Annotated in this window: 14 protein-coding genes and 3 pseudogenes; 6 read left to right on the plus strand and 11 right to left on the minus strand. The window is 57.7% G+C overall.

Annotated features, from left to right (window positions below; genetic code table 11):
• The first annotated feature begins 34 nt into the window (after nt 1–34).
• The 5 genes from queC (at nt 35) to JWS10_RS15330 (ending at nt 4,277) form a co-directional block, all read left to right on the plus strand.
• Nucleotides 35–733 (plus strand): 7-cyano-7-deazaguanine synthase QueC, encoded by a 699-nt coding sequence (gene queC, locus JWS10_RS15310; protein ID WP_299508736.1) that lies wholly within the window; start codon nt 35–37, stop codon nt 731–733.
• The gene (locus tag JWS10_RS15315) at nt 733–1,089 is read left to right on the plus strand and encodes a 6-pyruvoyl tetrahydropterin synthase family protein (protein WP_299508737.1); all 357 of its coding nucleotides are present in this window, start codon (nt 733–735) and stop codon (nt 1,087–1,089) included. Before queC ends, JWS10_RS15315 begins: the two co-directional genes overlap by 1 nt.
• Nucleotides 1,086–1,820, plus strand: a complete 735-nt coding sequence (gene queE / locus JWS10_RS15320; protein WP_299508738.1) for a 7-carboxy-7-deazaguanine synthase QueE — start codon at nt 1,086–1,088, stop codon at nt 1,818–1,820. Before JWS10_RS15315 ends, queE begins: the two co-directional genes overlap by 4 nt.
• A 17-nt stretch (nt 1,821–1,837) precedes the next feature.
• Nucleotides 1,838–2,299, plus strand: a complete 462-nt coding sequence (gene queF / locus JWS10_RS15325; protein WP_299508739.1) for a preQ(1) synthase — start codon at nt 1,838–1,840, stop codon at nt 2,297–2,299.
• A 325-nt stretch (nt 2,300–2,624) separates the two neighbouring features.
• Nucleotides 2,625–4,277 (plus strand): LysR substrate-binding domain-containing protein, encoded by a 1,653-nt coding sequence (locus JWS10_RS15330; protein ID WP_299508740.1) that lies wholly within the window; start codon nt 2,625–2,627, stop codon nt 4,275–4,277.
• Between the two features lie 224 nt (nt 4,278–4,501).
• Here JWS10_RS15330 and JWS10_RS15335 read toward each other — a convergent pair.
• From JWS10_RS15335 to JWS10_RS15385, 11 genes and pseudogenes are all read right to left on the minus strand, one after another.
• Nucleotides 4,502–4,927: pseudogene (locus tag JWS10_RS15335) on the minus strand (class I SAM-dependent methyltransferase); the annotation flags it as partial.
• Nucleotides 4,928–5,278: 351 nt separating this feature from the next.
• Nucleotides 5,279–6,295 (minus strand): site-specific integrase, encoded by a 1,017-nt coding sequence (locus JWS10_RS15340; protein ID WP_299508741.1) that lies wholly within the window; start codon nt 6,293–6,295, stop codon nt 5,279–5,281.
• Between the two features lie 180 nt (nt 6,296–6,475).
• The gene (locus tag JWS10_RS15345) at nt 6,476–8,137 is read right to left on the minus strand and encodes a recombinase family protein (RefSeq protein WP_299508742.1); all 1,662 of its coding nucleotides are present in this window, start codon (nt 8,135–8,137) and stop codon (nt 6,476–6,478) included.
• 8 nt (nt 8,138–8,145) lie between these two features.
• The gene (locus tag JWS10_RS15350) at nt 8,146–8,991 is read right to left on the minus strand and encodes a tyrosine-type recombinase/integrase (protein WP_299508743.1); all 846 of its coding nucleotides are present in this window, start codon (nt 8,989–8,991) and stop codon (nt 8,146–8,148) included.
• Nucleotides 8,992–9,014: 23 nt separating this feature from the next.
• Nucleotides 9,015–9,923 (minus strand): annotated as a pseudogene (locus JWS10_RS15355) (IS3 family transposase); the annotation flags it as partial.
• A 3-nt stretch (nt 9,924–9,926) separates the two neighbouring features.
• Nucleotides 9,927–11,288 carry an IS110 family transposase gene (locus JWS10_RS15360; protein ID WP_299508744.1) on the minus strand — a complete coding sequence of 454 codons (1,362 nt, stop codon included), beginning with the start codon at nt 11,286–11,288 and terminating at the stop codon, nt 9,927–9,929.
• Nucleotides 11,289–11,517: 229 nt separating this feature from the next.
• Nucleotides 11,518–11,772 (minus strand): annotated as a pseudogene (locus JWS10_RS15365) (transposase); the annotation flags it as partial.
• 49 nt (nt 11,773–11,821) lie between these two features.
• Nucleotides 11,822–12,097 (minus strand): hypothetical protein, encoded by a 276-nt coding sequence (locus tag JWS10_RS15370; protein ID WP_299508745.1) that lies wholly within the window; start codon nt 12,095–12,097, stop codon nt 11,822–11,824.
• Complete coding sequence (locus tag JWS10_RS15375; RefSeq protein WP_299508746.1) at nt 12,087–12,635, minus strand: site-specific integrase; 549 nt, start codon at nt 12,633–12,635, stop codon at nt 12,087–12,089. The genes JWS10_RS15370 and JWS10_RS15375 overlap by 11 nt, the downstream gene beginning before the upstream one ends.
• Nucleotides 12,636–12,988: 353 nt before the next feature.
• A complete protein-coding gene (locus JWS10_RS15380) occupies nt 12,989–13,732 on the minus strand; it encodes a hypothetical protein (RefSeq protein WP_299508747.1) in 744 nt (247 codons plus the stop codon).
• Nucleotides 13,733–13,890: 158 nt separating this feature from the next.
• On the minus strand, nt 13,891–14,103 hold the full coding sequence (locus JWS10_RS15385) for a helix-turn-helix domain-containing protein (protein WP_299508748.1): 213 nt from the start codon (nt 14,101–14,103) through the stop codon (nt 13,891–13,893).
• Between the two features lie 578 nt (nt 14,104–14,681).
• Between JWS10_RS15385 and JWS10_RS15390 the strand changes: the two genes are divergently transcribed.
• Complete coding sequence (locus JWS10_RS15390; protein ID WP_299508749.1) at nt 14,682–14,906, plus strand: hypothetical protein; 225 nt, start codon at nt 14,682–14,684, stop codon at nt 14,904–14,906.
• The last annotated feature ends 9 nt before the right edge of the window (nt 14,907–14,915 follow it).

Genomic DNA, 14,915 nt, shown 5'->3' on the forward strand with positions numbered 1-14,915 from the left:
GTCGCAGCCTACCCGGTCAAAACAAGGACACCGCATGAAAACCATCGTCATCTGCTCCGGCGGACTGGACTCTGTTTCATTGGCCCACAAGGTCGCCGTCGAGCATGCGTTGCTGGGCCTGTTATCGTTTGATTACGGCCAGCGTCACCGCAAGGAAGTCACTTTTGCGGCGGCCTGCGCCGAACGGTTGCAGGTGCCGCATCAGACCATCGACATCCGCGATATCGGCCGCAGCCTGTCTGGCTCGGCGCTGACCGATGATCTGGCGGTGCCGGACGGGCATTATGCCGAAGAAACCATGCGCATCACTGTGGTGCCGAACCGCAACGCCATCATGCTGGCCATTGCCTTTGGCGTGGCCGCCGCCCGGGGTGCCGATGCCGTCGCCACCGCCGTGCATGGCGGCGATCACTTCATCTATCCCGATTGCCGTCCCGGCTTTATCGACGCCTTCCAGACCATGCAGCGCCATGCCCTTGAGGGCTATGCCAACATCGCGCTTTACGCCCCCTATGTGAACCTGCCGAAATCGGCCATTGTCACCGATGGGGCGCGGCACGACACGCCCTTTGCGCAAACCTGGTCTTGCTACAAGGGCGGTGATGCCCATTGCGGGCGTTGCGGCACCTGTGTCGAACGGCGCGAGGCCTTTGATCTGGCGGGGGTTGCCGATCCCACCGAATATACCGATGCCGATTTCTGGCGCGAAGCGGTCAAGCGGGGGGCGGTCTGATGTTCCGCATCACTAAGGAATTCCACTTTTCCGCCTCGCATCAGCTGTGCCAACTGCCTGCCAATCATCAATGCGCCCGGCTGCATGGGCATAACTATGTCGTGGTAGTGGAACTTGCTGCGGCCACGCTGAACGCGTTCGGCTTCGTGCGCGATTACCACGATCTGGCCCCGCTGAAGCGCTACCTCGACGATCACTTTGATCACCGCCACCTGAATGACGTGCTGGGCCATGATGGGGTGACGTCAGAAGTTCTGGCGCAGCATTTCCATGACTGGTGCAAGGCGCTTTTGCCCGAAACCGTGGCGGTGCGGGTCAGCGAGACGCCCAAGACATGGGCGGAATACCGGCCATGACCGATGACAGCAGCGTCATCCGCATATCCGAGATTTTCGGGCCAACCATTCAGGGAGAAGGCGCGCTGATCGGTCAGCCCACCGTGTTCGTGCGCACAGGGGGCTGCGATTATCGCTGTACGTGGTGCGACAGTCTGCATGCGGTGGACACCCGTTTTCGCGCCGATTGGCGCGCGATGACCACTGACGGGGTGCTGAATGACGTGCGGGCTTTGTCGGCGGGCCAGCCCTTGATGGTGTCGCTGTCAGGAGGCAACCCGGCCATACAGCCGTTGGGGCCGCTGATCCGTCAGGGCCACGCCGAGGGCTACCGCTTTGCGCTGGAAACCCAGGGCTCGGTCAGCCGCGACTGGTTTGCCGATCTGGATGTGCTGGTTCTTAGCCCGAAGCCGCCCTCCAGTGCGATGACAACCGACTGGGATGCGCTGAGGGCTTGTGTGGACGCCGCCGCGTCCGGGCCGCGCATCGTGCTGAAATTCGTGGTCTTCGACGAGGCAGATTATACCTATGCCCGTGACGCCGCCGCACGGTTTCCCGGCCTGCCGGTCTATCTGCAACCGGGCAATCACACCCCGCCGGGGCCACAGGATGACGACGCCTTGATCGACATCGACGGGATCATGCAGCGGATGGGTTGGCTGGTGGACAGCGTGATTGCCGACCGCTGGTTTGCCGCCCATGTGCTGCCGCAACTTCACGTTCTGCTTTGGGGCAACAAACGCGGGGTCTGACCGCGATGGAGATCGACATGACTGATATCTACAAGGATCTGAAACAGCTTGGCACTGCCAGCCCGCTGCCGCAAAGCCCTGAAGAGGCGGTGCTGGAAAAGGTGGCGAACCCACAAGCGGGCACCGCCTATTGCGTGCGCTTCACCGCGCCGGAGTTCACCTCGCTTTGCCCGATGACTGGCCAGCCGGATTTCGCGCATCTGGTAATCGACTATGTGCCGCAGCACTGGCTGGTCGAAAGCAAATCGCTGAAGCTTTATCTTGGCTCTTTTCGAAATCACGGCGCGTTTCACGAGGATTGTACGGTTTCGATCGGCAAGCGGCTGGTCGAACTGCTTGACCCCGCGTGGCTGCGCATCGGCGGCTATTGGTATCCGCGCGGCGGCATCCCAATTGACGTGTTCTACCAGACCGGACCTGCGCCACAGACCCTGTGGATTCCGGATCAAGGCGTGCCGTCCTACCGTGGACGCGGTTAAGCCCCCAAACCGACCGCAAAACCAACATCTTAGTCGAGAAGACATGGTATCTGGAGAAAGGAAGCGGGTCTGAACCGTCGGCATAGCTGTTCGCCATCTGCGCTATTCGATGTCGGACGCGTCTCAGCCAGCAAGAAAGCCAACCCGCTGTTCACAAAGCTAGGTGAATGCCAGTGGCATCCCCTAAGTGTGCAGTACATCTTGCGGAAAGCGTTCAATAAATCTTAGGATCAAAGAGACCGCCAACAAGCGCGGACTGGTCAAGGTTTGGATTGCCATGAAGCGAAATTCCTCTGTTCAATCGCTGACAATAGATGTTCTTAGCATGCTCCTGAAAGCTCCAACAACAGGATCCGGACCTGCCGTCGCGTCAGCTCTGGGTTTGCTGGGACGATACTTCAACGCTAGTTCCATCCAAATTTTAGGACTGAAAGCCACCGGCGCACCCGTGCTGTCGAGTTCTTGGGCGGCGGCCGAGCGGTCTACGGACATGCCTGATCTTGCGGGGCTTGTGCGGGATCTGCAAGACGCTGCGACCAGATCGCTTTCTAAACCAGCCCCAATCCTTCTTGGCTCCAACTTGCTTCTGCGGGACCATGTTGCTGATCTTCCGGCCTGTGTGGACTGGGCTGGTGGAAATCTGGCGATCCTGCCCTTGGGAGATGGGAAAGCTGGTGCTACGATTTTAGTGTTGCACGCCCCGCAAGGCGGAAATCGCCTTTCTGTGACTGAACTCGGCGTAATCACACCTGTCACGGAGGGGATTCTTGTCACTATGGGATGGCCAAATGCCGGGTCAGGGCAAACGGATAGTTCCGATGACCGTGAGGATCGAAGCTTTCAGACTTTGTTAGAAGCGATGCCGGATATCGTCCTTGAAGTAGATGCTGATGGAACGTTCATTTACGTGCATGCCATAAATCCGGAAGATTTGGTCAGGCCGCGTGAGGAAATGTTGCGGCACCGGCTGGAAGACGTGTTGCCGCCAGAAGTGGCTTTGCAGCGCCGCGCGATGATGGCGGAATTGGATCGCGGCATCAGCCCCGAGGACCGGACATACAAGATTGACACTATCACAGGGCAACGTTGGTACAGCTTGCGTGCTGCCCGACGCGACGGCGCGGACGCAAGGCCATCATACCTGTTCGTAAGCCGCAATGTGACTTCAGAAATATTGCAACTAAATACCCTCGACAGACTGAGTGAGGTGGCTCGCCGAACAATCAACTTGGTAATCGTAACTGACACCGAGCAGCGTACCGAATATGTGAATGATGCTTTCGAACGGTTGACGGGGTACACTTTAGCCGAAGCCAAAAGTAAGCGCCCCGGTTCATTCTTGAAGAGCAAGAATACAGACCTGGGTGCAGCCGTGCTGAACCCGATGGATGGTCTGGGCGAAGCGTTCCACGCCCACCCGCTTTATACCGAACGCTACATCGTGATCTTCCCGCTCGAGCATCGACTGGGCCATCTGAACGCGGTCAAGCTGACCGATCTGTCGGGCGAGCCTTATGTTGACCGGCTGGCCTGCGAATTGCGCGAAACCGTGATGGCGGTCTGCGCGGAAAAGCAGGTCGCCCTGTACGCCCGGTTCCGCTCGGACCGCGAGGATTGGGTGCAGGCGATGGTGCTGGCGCGGATCGGCTTTGCCTTTATGCCGGAAAATTCGGTTTCGCTGTCCGGCCTGTTGCAGCGCCCGCTGGTCGATCCGGTGGTGCAGCGCAGCATCGCCCTGATCACTGTACGGGGGCGCCCCCATTCCCCCGCCGTCGCGGCCTTTGTGCGGGCCCAAAAGCTTTGCCTGGCCGGGGTGAGGCGGCGTTACCGCCGGACCCCGAGCGTCACCACATATTCGCGCGGCATGGCCAGGCCATTAGGGGCGCGATATTGCTCGTGCATTGCGATGAAGTCCCGCTTCAGACCGGCGGCACGCTCCGGATCGAGACTGTTGGCCAACGCCTTCGTTGGCCCATAGCCGCCGACGAACACATCCCAGACCGCCTCGCCGGAAGGCATGCGCAACATCGAGGTGCCAGATTCAAAGCTCAGATCGAACGCCCCGCCCAACAGTTCGGTGAGACGATCTTCACTGCCCCAGGCAAAGGGCGAAGGCGGCGGGGTAGGCGGCGGGGTCGACGGCGGTGGCGGCATATAGGGTTTCATCGTCTTGAACAGATCGAAGATCGTGCTGTCAGGGCGCCAGGTCGCCAGCGCCAGACGTCCGCCGGGGCGCACCACCCGCGCCAGTTCGGCCGCCGCAACTTCGGGTCTGGCAACGAACATCACCCCAAAGGTCGAGGTGACTGCATCGAAGGCGGCGTCGCCGAATTCCAGCGCCTCGGCATCACCCACCCGAAAGTCGATCTCGGGGGCCAGTTGTTTGGCCGCCGAGATCACACCGGCCCCAAAATCAATACCAGTGACCGTTGCACCGCGTTTGGCGATTTGCCGCGCAGTCCATCCGGTGCCAGTGGCCACATCAAGATACCTCTCGCCCCCGACCGGCCAAACCCGGTTGACCGTATGACTGATCGCATCTGCGATCGAGTCACTGATCTTGTCATAAGCAGCACCGCCCGATCCCCAAGTGGACCCGGCCTTTTCATTATGTGCGAGAATTGGCATGCAAACCTCCCATGATAACCATTATGAAAAATGCATTGCGCACAGCACTAACGGTATCGCGACAGCTATTGCGGTCCCGACAAACTGCCGTCACAAAGACTACCGATGCAGGCTTGGATGCGGCGGTCAAACCCCGTCTGACAGCAACCAGCTTGAAATTATGCTCCAAAGCATACGCCAAACGATCTTAGTGTCAACAAACGTTGGGCTTTCACTGTGCGATGGCGAAACCCGCCAGCGTCCGGCACGTGCAGCCTTTCCCGGCACAATGCGTAGGCGGGGCTGGTGATGAGGTCGTGGGATTTGAGCAGGCGGTAAACTGAAGCCTCTGACACATAATACTTTTCCGTATCAGTGAACCTTACGGCTAGTTCGCGATGCGTAGGTGTGGCGCAGATCGTGAATGCGCACATTGTCCAGACCTGCTAAGGCCCGGATGCGCCGCCAAGGGTGCTGCAAGTCTGTGGCGTAGCGACCTGCTACCTTGCCCGCGATGATGTAAGGGTTGTCAGGCAACCGGGGCAGGGACGCGATCACAGCCCGTGCGGCATGGGGCAGGGGAATGCGCCGCGCGCCTGTCTTGGTATCCGGCAACTCCATTCCGGCATCGGTCAGGAAAGCCCATTGCAAGGTTTGGATTTCGCCAAGGCGGCATCCGGTCAAAAGCAACAAGCGGAAGGCGGCGATCACAAACGGCGTTTCGCTGCCGTCGCGTTCCGCGTTTGCCAAGACCGCGCCAAGATTTTGCAACTCATGCTGGCTTAGGTAGCGTTCGCGCTTATGTTCGCGAAACTTCGGCACATGGCGGCACGGGTTCGAGCCATCCGGACGCAAGCCCCAGACTTCGGCAAGATTGAACATCTTGGATAAGACGCCGAGCGTTCGGTTTGCCTGATAGGGTTTGTCGCGGGATTTGTGGTGCATCTCGGCAATGTCTTTGCGTTCGACGTCCTGCACTTTGAAGGTGCCTATTGCCGGAATGATAAGCATGTCGATCATGCGCCGATATTCGGCTTGGGTGCTCGCCTTACAGCGTTGCAACACATGCGCTTCATGGAAGCGTTCGCAGAGGGCCGCGATGTTTGGCGCGCGGCGGTGTTGCGCAATATCTTCAATCGGGTTCTCGCCCTTGGAAACCTCGCCCATCAACTCCTTAGCCTTGGCCCGCGCAATCTCTGCAGTAACATTGCCATGACGCCCAATCGCCGCGCGCCGGGTGCGTCCGCCCTTGCGGTATTGGATTTGATAGGTCTTCGCCCCAGAGGGCAGCACTCGCACGCCAAAGCCCTTAATCTCGCTATCCCAAACGAAGTAGCCTTCGGCCTTAGGTTCAAGCAATTCAACGCTGCGTTTGGTTAGTTTCGGCATGGCGCGCGGTCCCCATTTTGGCCTGCATCCATGGAAGCACTGTGGAAGCAAACGAGAGAAAATCATGGCGCAATGGGTAGAGAGTGGGCGTGCACGAGGTCAAGGAATAATGATAGGTATCAATAAGATAGGGTATTCAGGCGTTTTCCAGCGCAGTCCATAGCACAACCCTGAGCTGTCTCATAACCTGAAGCTCACAGGTTCAAATCCTGTCCCCGCAACCATTACCGTCGAACCAACCAAAACATCCGCGCCAAAAGTGCGGTTTTTTGCATTTTGGGTGCTAACACTTTGATCTCTAAGCGCCAGTAGGCCCGCCAGCGCGCCGACCAGTTCCAGCACGACGCGGCCTTCCACCGGCAGCAAACGAATCTCAGTCAGAAGACTGCGGATCAGGCTCGCCGCTTCCGCCTGCGCCGAAACATCGTGCAACGCATCGATCAGCAGCGCCACCTTTTGCCGGTAGGTCTCAGCAAGGCCGGGATGCAGGAATACTGGCTGTTCCTGCGGTATCTGATCGCGCGCGCTCGTGAGCGCGGTTTTGCGCGTTTCCAAGTCTGTCATCTTCGCCTTCATCGACGAATGATACATTCCATCTGCGATGGCATTGATGATCTGGGCAATCTGCCGTTCAATCTTGGCAAGCTCTTGCGTGATGCGCCTATGATCATGTTGGCGGCTAAAGGCCAGCCGGTTGAACTCCTCGTGCCACTCGCGTACGAACTCTGCGATTTGATTTGGATGAAGTAAATTGTCGCGCAGCCCCGATAGAACGCGATCCTCTAGTTCATCCCGCCGAATGGTCAAGCGGTTGTCGCAGGTTCCTTTGTTACGCACCGCAGAGCAGCCGTAATAGGTTTTGCCGAGCAAGATCACACCACCACCGCAACAGCCGCAAACCAATTTGCCCGAGAACAGATGCACCGGGCGTTTGGTCCGTCCGACATGGCGAATGCCATCGCGGATCGCATCGTTCCGGGTCAGCCCTTGCCGCGTTTTGACGGCATGCCAGAGCGTGTCTTCAACGATGCGCAGGGCGGGGACATCTTCGATCACCCAGTCTGCCACGGGATTCATCCGCGCCACGCGCTTTCCCGTCATTGGGTCTTTCAAAAAGCGCTGCCGGTTCCAAACGAGACGACCAACATAGAGTTCATTGTTCAAAATCCCGGTGCCGCGCTCATGGTTGCCGTAGATGGTCGATGACCCCCCCGTTCCACGCGGGCCGGGGATGGCTTCCGCGTTCAACCCTGCCGCAATAGCGCGCGGGCTGAGGCCGTGGCTGTAATCTCGGAAGATGCGCTGGACAGTCTCTGCCTCTACGGCATTGACCGCCCGTTCTCCCGTGATGGCAGTCCCATCAGGATGATAGCCCCGTTGGATGCTGTAACCGTAGGTCAGCCCACCTGCGGACTTGCCTTTACGAACCCGACCTTCGAGACCGCGCCGTGTCTTTTGCGCCAAATCCTTCAGGAACAAGCTGCTCATCGTGCCCTTCAGGCCAATGTGCAGATCGCTGATCTCGCCCTCGGCCACGGTTACGATTGTGACACCGTTAAAAGACATCTGCTTGTAGAAGGCCGCGATATGCTCTTGGTCGCGGCTGATGCGGTCAAGCCCCTCTGAGAGCACCACATCGACTTGTCTTTGGCGCGCATCGCTGACCATCTGCTGATAGCCCGGACGCAACAGGGAAGAGCCGCTGATCCCAGCATCGGTGTAGATTTGGATGACCGACCAACTATGCTGGCTGGCGAGGCGCTGGCAAAGCCGAACCTGATCCTCAATGGAGGCATGGCTTTGCATGTCGGTGGAATAGCGGGCGTAGATGGCTGCGCGCATATCGGGCCTCATTTACTTGTTCCGAGATCACGATGGCCCCGGTTGACCCTCCCTATCTTAGGCACATTTTTGCGGATGTCTTCCACTATCGATTGCAACCCGTTGCAACAGGAAATGCCTGATGCGCGGTTGTAATGCTTCTCGGACATGGCCAAAGTCGCATGGCCAAGAATGTCTTTGATGATGTTCACATGCTCAGGATCAACCTCGGCAATCGAGGTGGCCGCGATGTGCCGAAAGGCATGAGGTCGCATAGCAATGCTGAAGTGACGCTGGACTACTTTCGGCAACTCGCGCGACAACCCATCCTTGGTGAGGGGCTCACCGTATTGGCTGATCCACAATCCACTAGATTGTTTGCCGCACAGCAGCACCGGACGGTATCGGTCGAGGTAGGCCTGCATGGATCGCACTAGATCTTTTGGCAAGGGGAAAGCCCGTTGCTTTTTGTCCTTCATGTCTGCTGCATCAAAACAAAGCTGGAAACCGTCTCCGTGCTGAACGAGATGCTGATTGACCTGCATCGCCAGCAAAGCGCGGCGGCGCACTGGGCGGGCTATCAAAAAAGCGATCAGCAGCGATTGCAGGAAATGAGTAGCCATGCGCAAAGGAATGACGTCGATCTTTGCCGCTTTCTCATCGAGAGCATTCAGACGCTTCAAGCTTTCCCGAAATATACGCTGCGCCGAAATCGGCTTGGCGGCGGGCAGAGAAATACTGCTCTGAGCACCGATCAGGCGGTTGGTGCCGCGCTCCAACCATGCCCAATTCTCTTCCGGTGCAGAGGCCTTCGCGATGACCAGCAGAGACAGGATAAGGTTGGCCTGCGAGCTCGGCTTCAGGCGCAACTTCATCTCTTTGAGGTGCCCCTAGTTTCCTAGACACCTGCCACGTTAAGTTTCTGCTGTCTGGTTTCGAAGTCAACGGGCGACAGCAGGCCGTTGTTCGTGTGCTTGCGTTTCGGGTTGTAGAACATCTCGATGTAGTGAAACACGTCCTGCCGCGCGGCAGCGCGTGTGGGGTATGTCCGCCGCCTGATCCGCTCGCGTTTCAGCAGCTGAAAGAAGCTTTCGGCGACGGCGTTATCATGGCAATTCCCACGACGGCTCATGCTGGCATCGAGATTGTGCTGGCGGAGGAACGATTGCCATTCGCGGCTGGTGAATTGTGAGCCTTGGTCAGAATGGATCATCACGCGATGCTTTGGCTTGCGCCGCCAGACTGCCATGAGGAGGGCCTGCAAGGCGAGATCGGTTGTTATGCGCGATTGCATTGACCAGCCCACAACCCGGCGTGAAAACAGATCGATGACGACCGCCAGATAGAGCCAGCCCTCCAGCGTCTTGATGTAGGTGATGTCTGTCACCCAAACTGTATCGGGCGCACCAACTTCGAACTGTCGGTCCAGAGTGTTCTCGACCGTCACCGCCGGTTTACCGCCATATCGCCCCGGGCGGCGCTTGTAGCCGATCTGTGCTGCAATGCCCGCCAATCCAGCCAACCTTGCCACACGGTTCTCTGAGCATGTCTCGCCTTGATCGCGCAGATCATCGTGCAGTTTGCGGTAGCCATAAACCTTGCCGCAGTCCGTCCAGGCTTGTCGGATCAACGCAGTTTGGCGCAAATCTTCCTGCGCACGCAGGCTTAGCGGTTCCTTAAGCCATGCGTAAAAGCCGCTGACATGCAGCATCAGCACCCGACACATCGCGTGCACGGAAAACGTAGACCGATGATCCTTGATGAACCCGTACTTCACCGGGACTCGCGCGCGAAGTACGTGGCGGCCTTCCTAAGAAACAGCCTCTGCGTCGGGCATTGGGGCAAGAGTAAATCCGAGCGATTTGGCGCGACGGTGGAGATTGGCTACGACGCGAGAGCGGTGGCGTTCTTCGTAGGCGGCTGCACCGGGGTCGCGATAGGTCATCCCAAAGCGTAGTGTATTGTAGAACAGGACGGCGATCTTGCGGGCGGTGGCCGTGACGGCCTTTTGCTTGCCTATCCGCGACGACAGTCGACGATAAAAGGCACCAAGTGCCGTGTCGCTTCGCCCGATCGTGGTGGCAGCCAGCCGCAATAGCGCTGCTGCCCGACTGGAGGATCGTCGGGTCCGAGAAGAGAGCAGCTTGCCGCCGGATATCTTGTTGCCCGGAGCAAGGCAGAGCCAAGATGTGAAGTGTTTGGCGCTCGGCCATGCGCGAAGATCAGTGCCGCATTCGCCGACCAGCTTCAGTGCCAAGGATGGACCTAGGCCGTGGATTTGGGTCAGATCGACGCCAATCACGCCGTAGAGGGCGGCACGAACATCGAAAGACGGCGCATTGACTTCGCGTGTTTTGACCCGTGCTTTAGGCGGCAGGCCGACGGGCGCGGTCGCTTTGATTTCGAGTTTTGCGATTGCCGTTTCAAGTTTGCGATCACATTCCACCATCTTGGCCTGATAAAAATCGTAGAGGTCCAGTGACTGCGTCAGGGCGAAGATATGTTCATCACGATCATTGCCTACCAAGGAGGACCGGATCGTCTCGGTTGATGAATGGCAGCGGATGTCGCGGTGTGCCGCCAGAACGTCGGGGTCACGCTCCCCCGCGACGATGGCACGTATGATCCGCATGCCGGTGGCCCCGGTGATATCCGAGACGACATGATGCAGCTGCAGGTTCATCTCCATCAGCGCCTTTTGCATATGCTGGATATGGGCCGCTGCATATTCGACCAGTCGTTCACGCTGGCGAAGATAGGCGCGGAGGGTGGCAATCTCTGCCTCTGGGCGGAAGCTTCCTCGCAACAGGCCGTAGGAATGTAGCTGGCGCAGCCACCCGGCATCGCTGACATCAGTCTTCCGGCCTGGCACGTTCTTGGCGTAACGGGCATTCACAAGTATAACCTCCAGCCCGTGCTGCTCAAGGATCTCAAAAGCCGGGATCCAATAGACACCTGTCGATTCCATCGCGACGGACGTGACGCCACAGGATTTGAACCACTGCGCCAGATCGTGCAGATCATGGGTAAATGTCCCGAACGCCCGTATCGGCGTGTCCGAGCTGTCAGGATTCACCGCTGCCATGTGCATCGTCGATCCGATGTCGATTGCAGCGGCGCCTGGGTTAACCGGCTTCAACTGTGAGCCGCCACCCGTCGCCTTTTTGGTCATAATCCCTTCCTCCGATCAGTTGCAGCGGAGGGTCTGGGCCATGCTAATCCGTCATCTTCCTAACCGGGATCACTGCCAAGGCAGTGTCACCACTCTCAAGTGCGCATCAGCCCATGTGCCACGTTTTTTAACGGGGTCGAAGCCTCCAATAAGCTAACGGCAACTACCCTCCTGCCGTCGACCATAGCACAGGCTGTTTTTAACGCGCACAGGCGGACAAAGGCCCGGGACGGTTTTTTTTTAAAATGTCACGCTCCTCGGTGACGCGGACCAGTTCCTTCTTCACCCGCCGCAGTTCTGTCGCTAGGTCGTCCTCGCTGTTGCGAACCGCAACAGGCTTCGAAAACAGCGCCTTCCAAGTGTACAGCGACTTGGTGCTGATCCCAAGCCGATCAGCAACCTCGCTGACCGAATGCCCGCGCTCAACAACCTGTGCCACTGCGTCCTGCTTGAACTCGTCCGTAAACCGATCTTGCTTACCCATCTTGCGTCTCTCCTTGGTTCTAAAATTACCAAGCAAAGCGTCTACAAATCTAGGGGCACCTCACTTTTAGATACACGCGCACCCGTGCTTCAGTGATGCGTTGATAGGGAGGTTCCAACAACGCCACCGGCTCATGGCGCGTTACGAAGGACAGCCATTGGCCGTAGCCCTGCTGTCTAAACACGCGCGTCCCAGCCGACCAGCTCGCACCGAGGCCGCATTCCTCCATGAAACCGCCTTCCGTCAGCAAGCTTTCCCAAAGTTGGCGATCCTGATTGGGCCAGTCGTCATGTTTAAGAACAAGGGGGATGCGTTCATTTGCCATCACTGCCACCCCATTTCTTCAGCACCACATCGTCATAATGCTCATGCGCCCACTTGTTCGACAGTTCGGCATAGAACGTCATAGTCGTCTCGAGCTTCTTGTGGCCCAAGAAGCGACGCACCGTCTCGAAATCGCCGGGGCGCTCTTGCAGGTAAAGATAGGCCGCAAAGTGGCGAAAGAGGTGGGGGTTCATCCCTATTCCGGTTTGGCGATAAATCTCTGCGGTAAGCGTTTGGCCAAAATTGCTGCTCGGGCGTGCCGTCCCGTTCCCCCGGTTTGGGAACAGTGCGGTGCTGGCTATCGGGGAGATGTGGTGCCGCCACTGCATGATGTATTTGTCCAAAAGGCGGGAGTTTTTGGCATTGAGTTGCACTTCGACGTGGCTATGGTTTTTGACCTCATTGGCATCGACCCGAATTGAGTACCGGAGGCCTGCGCCATGACCATGCGATGTTAGGTGTTTGTCGATGTCCAAGCTGGCGAGGTTCTTCATCCGCATCGGGCAAGACAGCAGAATGGTGATCGCCGCCGCATACAAGTTGGCGCTCCTGGCTTCGATGTGGCGATCCCCATCAGCACCTCGGGCAGCCCCAGCAAACGTATGACATTATGAGCGTCGCTGAATTGATCAAGACGCGCACGGTTCTTGGTCGTCATGCCGATGCTGTCGGGTTTGGTTAGCACTTTAAGCTTTTTAATCCTCAGGAGTTCGACCTCGGAAGTTTTAGATGATGGCGCGCAATCGCGATTAGCACCGCGACGATATTGTGGATTGTGGCGCGCACATGCGCGCTGTCGCTGCGCGCATCGATTGTTTGCCCGGCCAATTTTATGTTCTCGGCAGTAATGACCGCCTTCAGAGAAACAAAAAGTGCCGGATCACGTCCTGCCTCACCTAGCGCGGCAAGATACTGCCGGACACATGCCGAAATATTGCGCAGCGTCATCGGCTTCAGAGGCTTGTCTGGACCGCCTTCTGCGAAAATGTCCGCGGGAAACCCGGTAGATATAGACCTGCAACTCGTCCTGAAGTGGTTGCGGATAGGTCGTAAGAGGTGGGCACATATGGCGGGTGCGCTGTTTTTGCTGCAGCTTGGCGTGCGCAATAGCTTGTTGGCGCGCGATACAGTTCCAAGTTGTGATGATCTCACTGCAAAGGTCTGCGGGGTCTTTCACCAAAAGCCGTGCGTCCATGTAACTCCGAAACGATGCCATCGTCTCGTCCGTAACATCTTGCGGTTCGATGCGGCGCATGCCGCAGAAGTTTACGAAACGCGAAATGCCCAAAACCTGATGCCGGGCAGTGGCTTTATTCAGAAACTCTGCCCATGCCTGCGATTGCGGGCGACGCCCAGATGTTAGTAGATGTCCCGTATGGATCAATGCCGCTTGCAAGCTGGATTTTACGTTCGCCAGAGACCGGGTGGAAATCCCAAGTTGGGCCGAATGCAAACGCGAAAGCATTTGCCGCGGGTGCTGCGGCAGGACGGTAATGTCCTCTGGTGGGCGGGCGAGATAGTGGCTGATGCGATTGATCGATGAGATCAAATCGTGCTTGCGCTGGCGGGGCAGCACCGCGTCGGCTTTGAGTTGATCGAGAACTTGGGCGAGGGTGGCGTCGGTTGGTTCACTCATCATTCTATTCCTTGTTTTGCGTGACTTTTGGGGCATGCAGGACAAGGCGGGCAGGCGGGGCACGGGCGGACATTCGTGCGATTGCGGCTGTCAATTTGAGACCAAAGTTGACAGCCGCGTTCGCACGACAGCCAAAATAACTGAACGTAGTCAGTACGTTATAGGACATGGGCAATAGCCTCACCGCCATTGGCCAGAAGGTATGCCTTCAGGTCTGCACGGTGCACCCGCCAGTCGCGCCCTACACGAGTCGCGGGCAGGGCCTTCGCAATAATCCAGCGGCGGACAGTCTTCACATCGATACGCAGATAGGTCGCGATTTCGCGGACCCGCAGGTACGTCGCATCAGCAGGGAAGGGGAGATCGACCATCTCATGCCTCCCCGGTAGTATTGCAACCCGTTGCAAATGCCTCCCGAGCCGCTTCGCGGGCGAGAAGGCGCACAAGCGCGAGCAGGGCTTCGGGGAATTGTGGGTGCGGCTGTGGAGGCGGGGTGGGCGCAGGACAAGACATCATCGGTGTTCCTTAAAAGGAACCGCAAACGATGATGAAGATGCGGGGGCTTGCGACAGGCACCCCGACAACGACCAGCATACCCCAAGTGGGGCAGACTGTTCATCATCGCAGAATGCTCCGTCAATGCGGTGCTGCCTGCAGCGGCCCAGCACTCAGGCTGGTGGTTACGTAGGCCTCGAGCATGACAAGCTGGCAGAAGATGCGCAACGTCTAATGCAGGTAAAAATGAAAGCTTCAAGTGTAAGTCACTGATATCATTATATAATTACTGTGAATAGAGTTGACTTTATCGCGTCATGGGCGTTACCTGTACACCGCCGATCGCCTCGTACCAACGAGCGCACGCTCCCAGTACCTCTCCAAGGGAATTCTGAGGGCGACGATGTCGGGAGGCACGGGGAGCCAGCGCACTAGCATCAGAGGAGAGATTATCATGTCATCATCCAATTCACCTGCTTTCATCACGGTGGAAAACGGAAACATAATATTCGGCGGCGGGCAGTATTATGTGCCGTTGACGAGTTGTGAGACTTGGGAAGACATCGTTGGGTGGTCACTGCAACTGTCTGAAAAGTCTTGGGTTGATAGCGGTATCATCTCCAGCTTCATCATTCTTGCGCTATCTCAAAACGGCTTCAAAAGGCCAAGCTTACGATGACGCGCTTTC

It is taken from the genome of Cypionkella sp. (assembly GCF_028290025.1).
Taxonomy (GTDB): Bacteria; Pseudomonadota; Alphaproteobacteria; order Rhodobacterales; family Rhodobacteraceae; genus Cypionkella.

Coding starts and splice junctions, on each gene's coding strand:
- queC (WP_299508736.1), top strand. CDS start 35: ATGAAAACCATCGTCATCTGCTCCGGCGGACTGGACTCTGTTTCATTG.
- JWS10_RS15315 (WP_299508737.1), top strand. CDS start 733: ATGTTCCGCATCACTAAGGAATTCCACTTTTCCGCCTCGCATCAGCTG.
- queE (WP_299508738.1), top strand. CDS start 1,086: ATGACCGATGACAGCAGCGTCATCCGCATATCCGAGATTTTCGGGCCA.
- queF (WP_299508739.1), top strand. CDS start 1,838: ATGACTGATATCTACAAGGATCTGAAACAGCTTGGCACTGCCAGCCCG.
- JWS10_RS15330 (WP_299508740.1), top strand. CDS start 2,625: ATGCTCCTGAAAGCTCCAACAACAGGATCCGGACCTGCCGTCGCGTCA.
- JWS10_RS15340 (WP_299508741.1), bottom strand. CDS start 6,295: ATGCCGAAACTAACCAAACGCAGCGTTGAATTGCTTGAACCTAAGGCC.
- JWS10_RS15345 (WP_299508742.1), bottom strand. CDS start 8,137: ATGCGCGCAGCCATCTACGCCCGCTATTCCACCGACATGCAAAGCCAT.
- JWS10_RS15350 (WP_299508743.1), bottom strand. CDS start 8,991: ATGAAGTTGCGCCTGAAGCCGAGCTCGCAGGCCAACCTTATCCTGTCT.
- JWS10_RS15360 (WP_299508744.1), bottom strand. CDS start 11,288: ATGACCAAAAAGGCGACGGGTGGCGGCTCACAGTTGAAGCCGGTTAAC.
- JWS10_RS15370 (WP_299508745.1), bottom strand. CDS start 12,097: ATGGCAAATGAACGCATCCCCCTTGTTCTTAAACATGACGACTGGCCC.
- JWS10_RS15380 (WP_299508747.1), bottom strand. CDS start 13,732: ATGAGTGAACCAACCGACGCCACCCTCGCCCAAGTTCTCGATCAACTC.
- JWS10_RS15385 (WP_299508748.1), bottom strand. CDS start 14,103: ATGGTCGATCTCCCCTTCCCTGCTGATGCGACGTACCTGCGGGTCCGC.
- JWS10_RS15390 (WP_299508749.1), top strand. CDS start 14,682: ATGTCATCATCCAATTCACCTGCTTTCATCACGGTGGAAAACGGAAAC.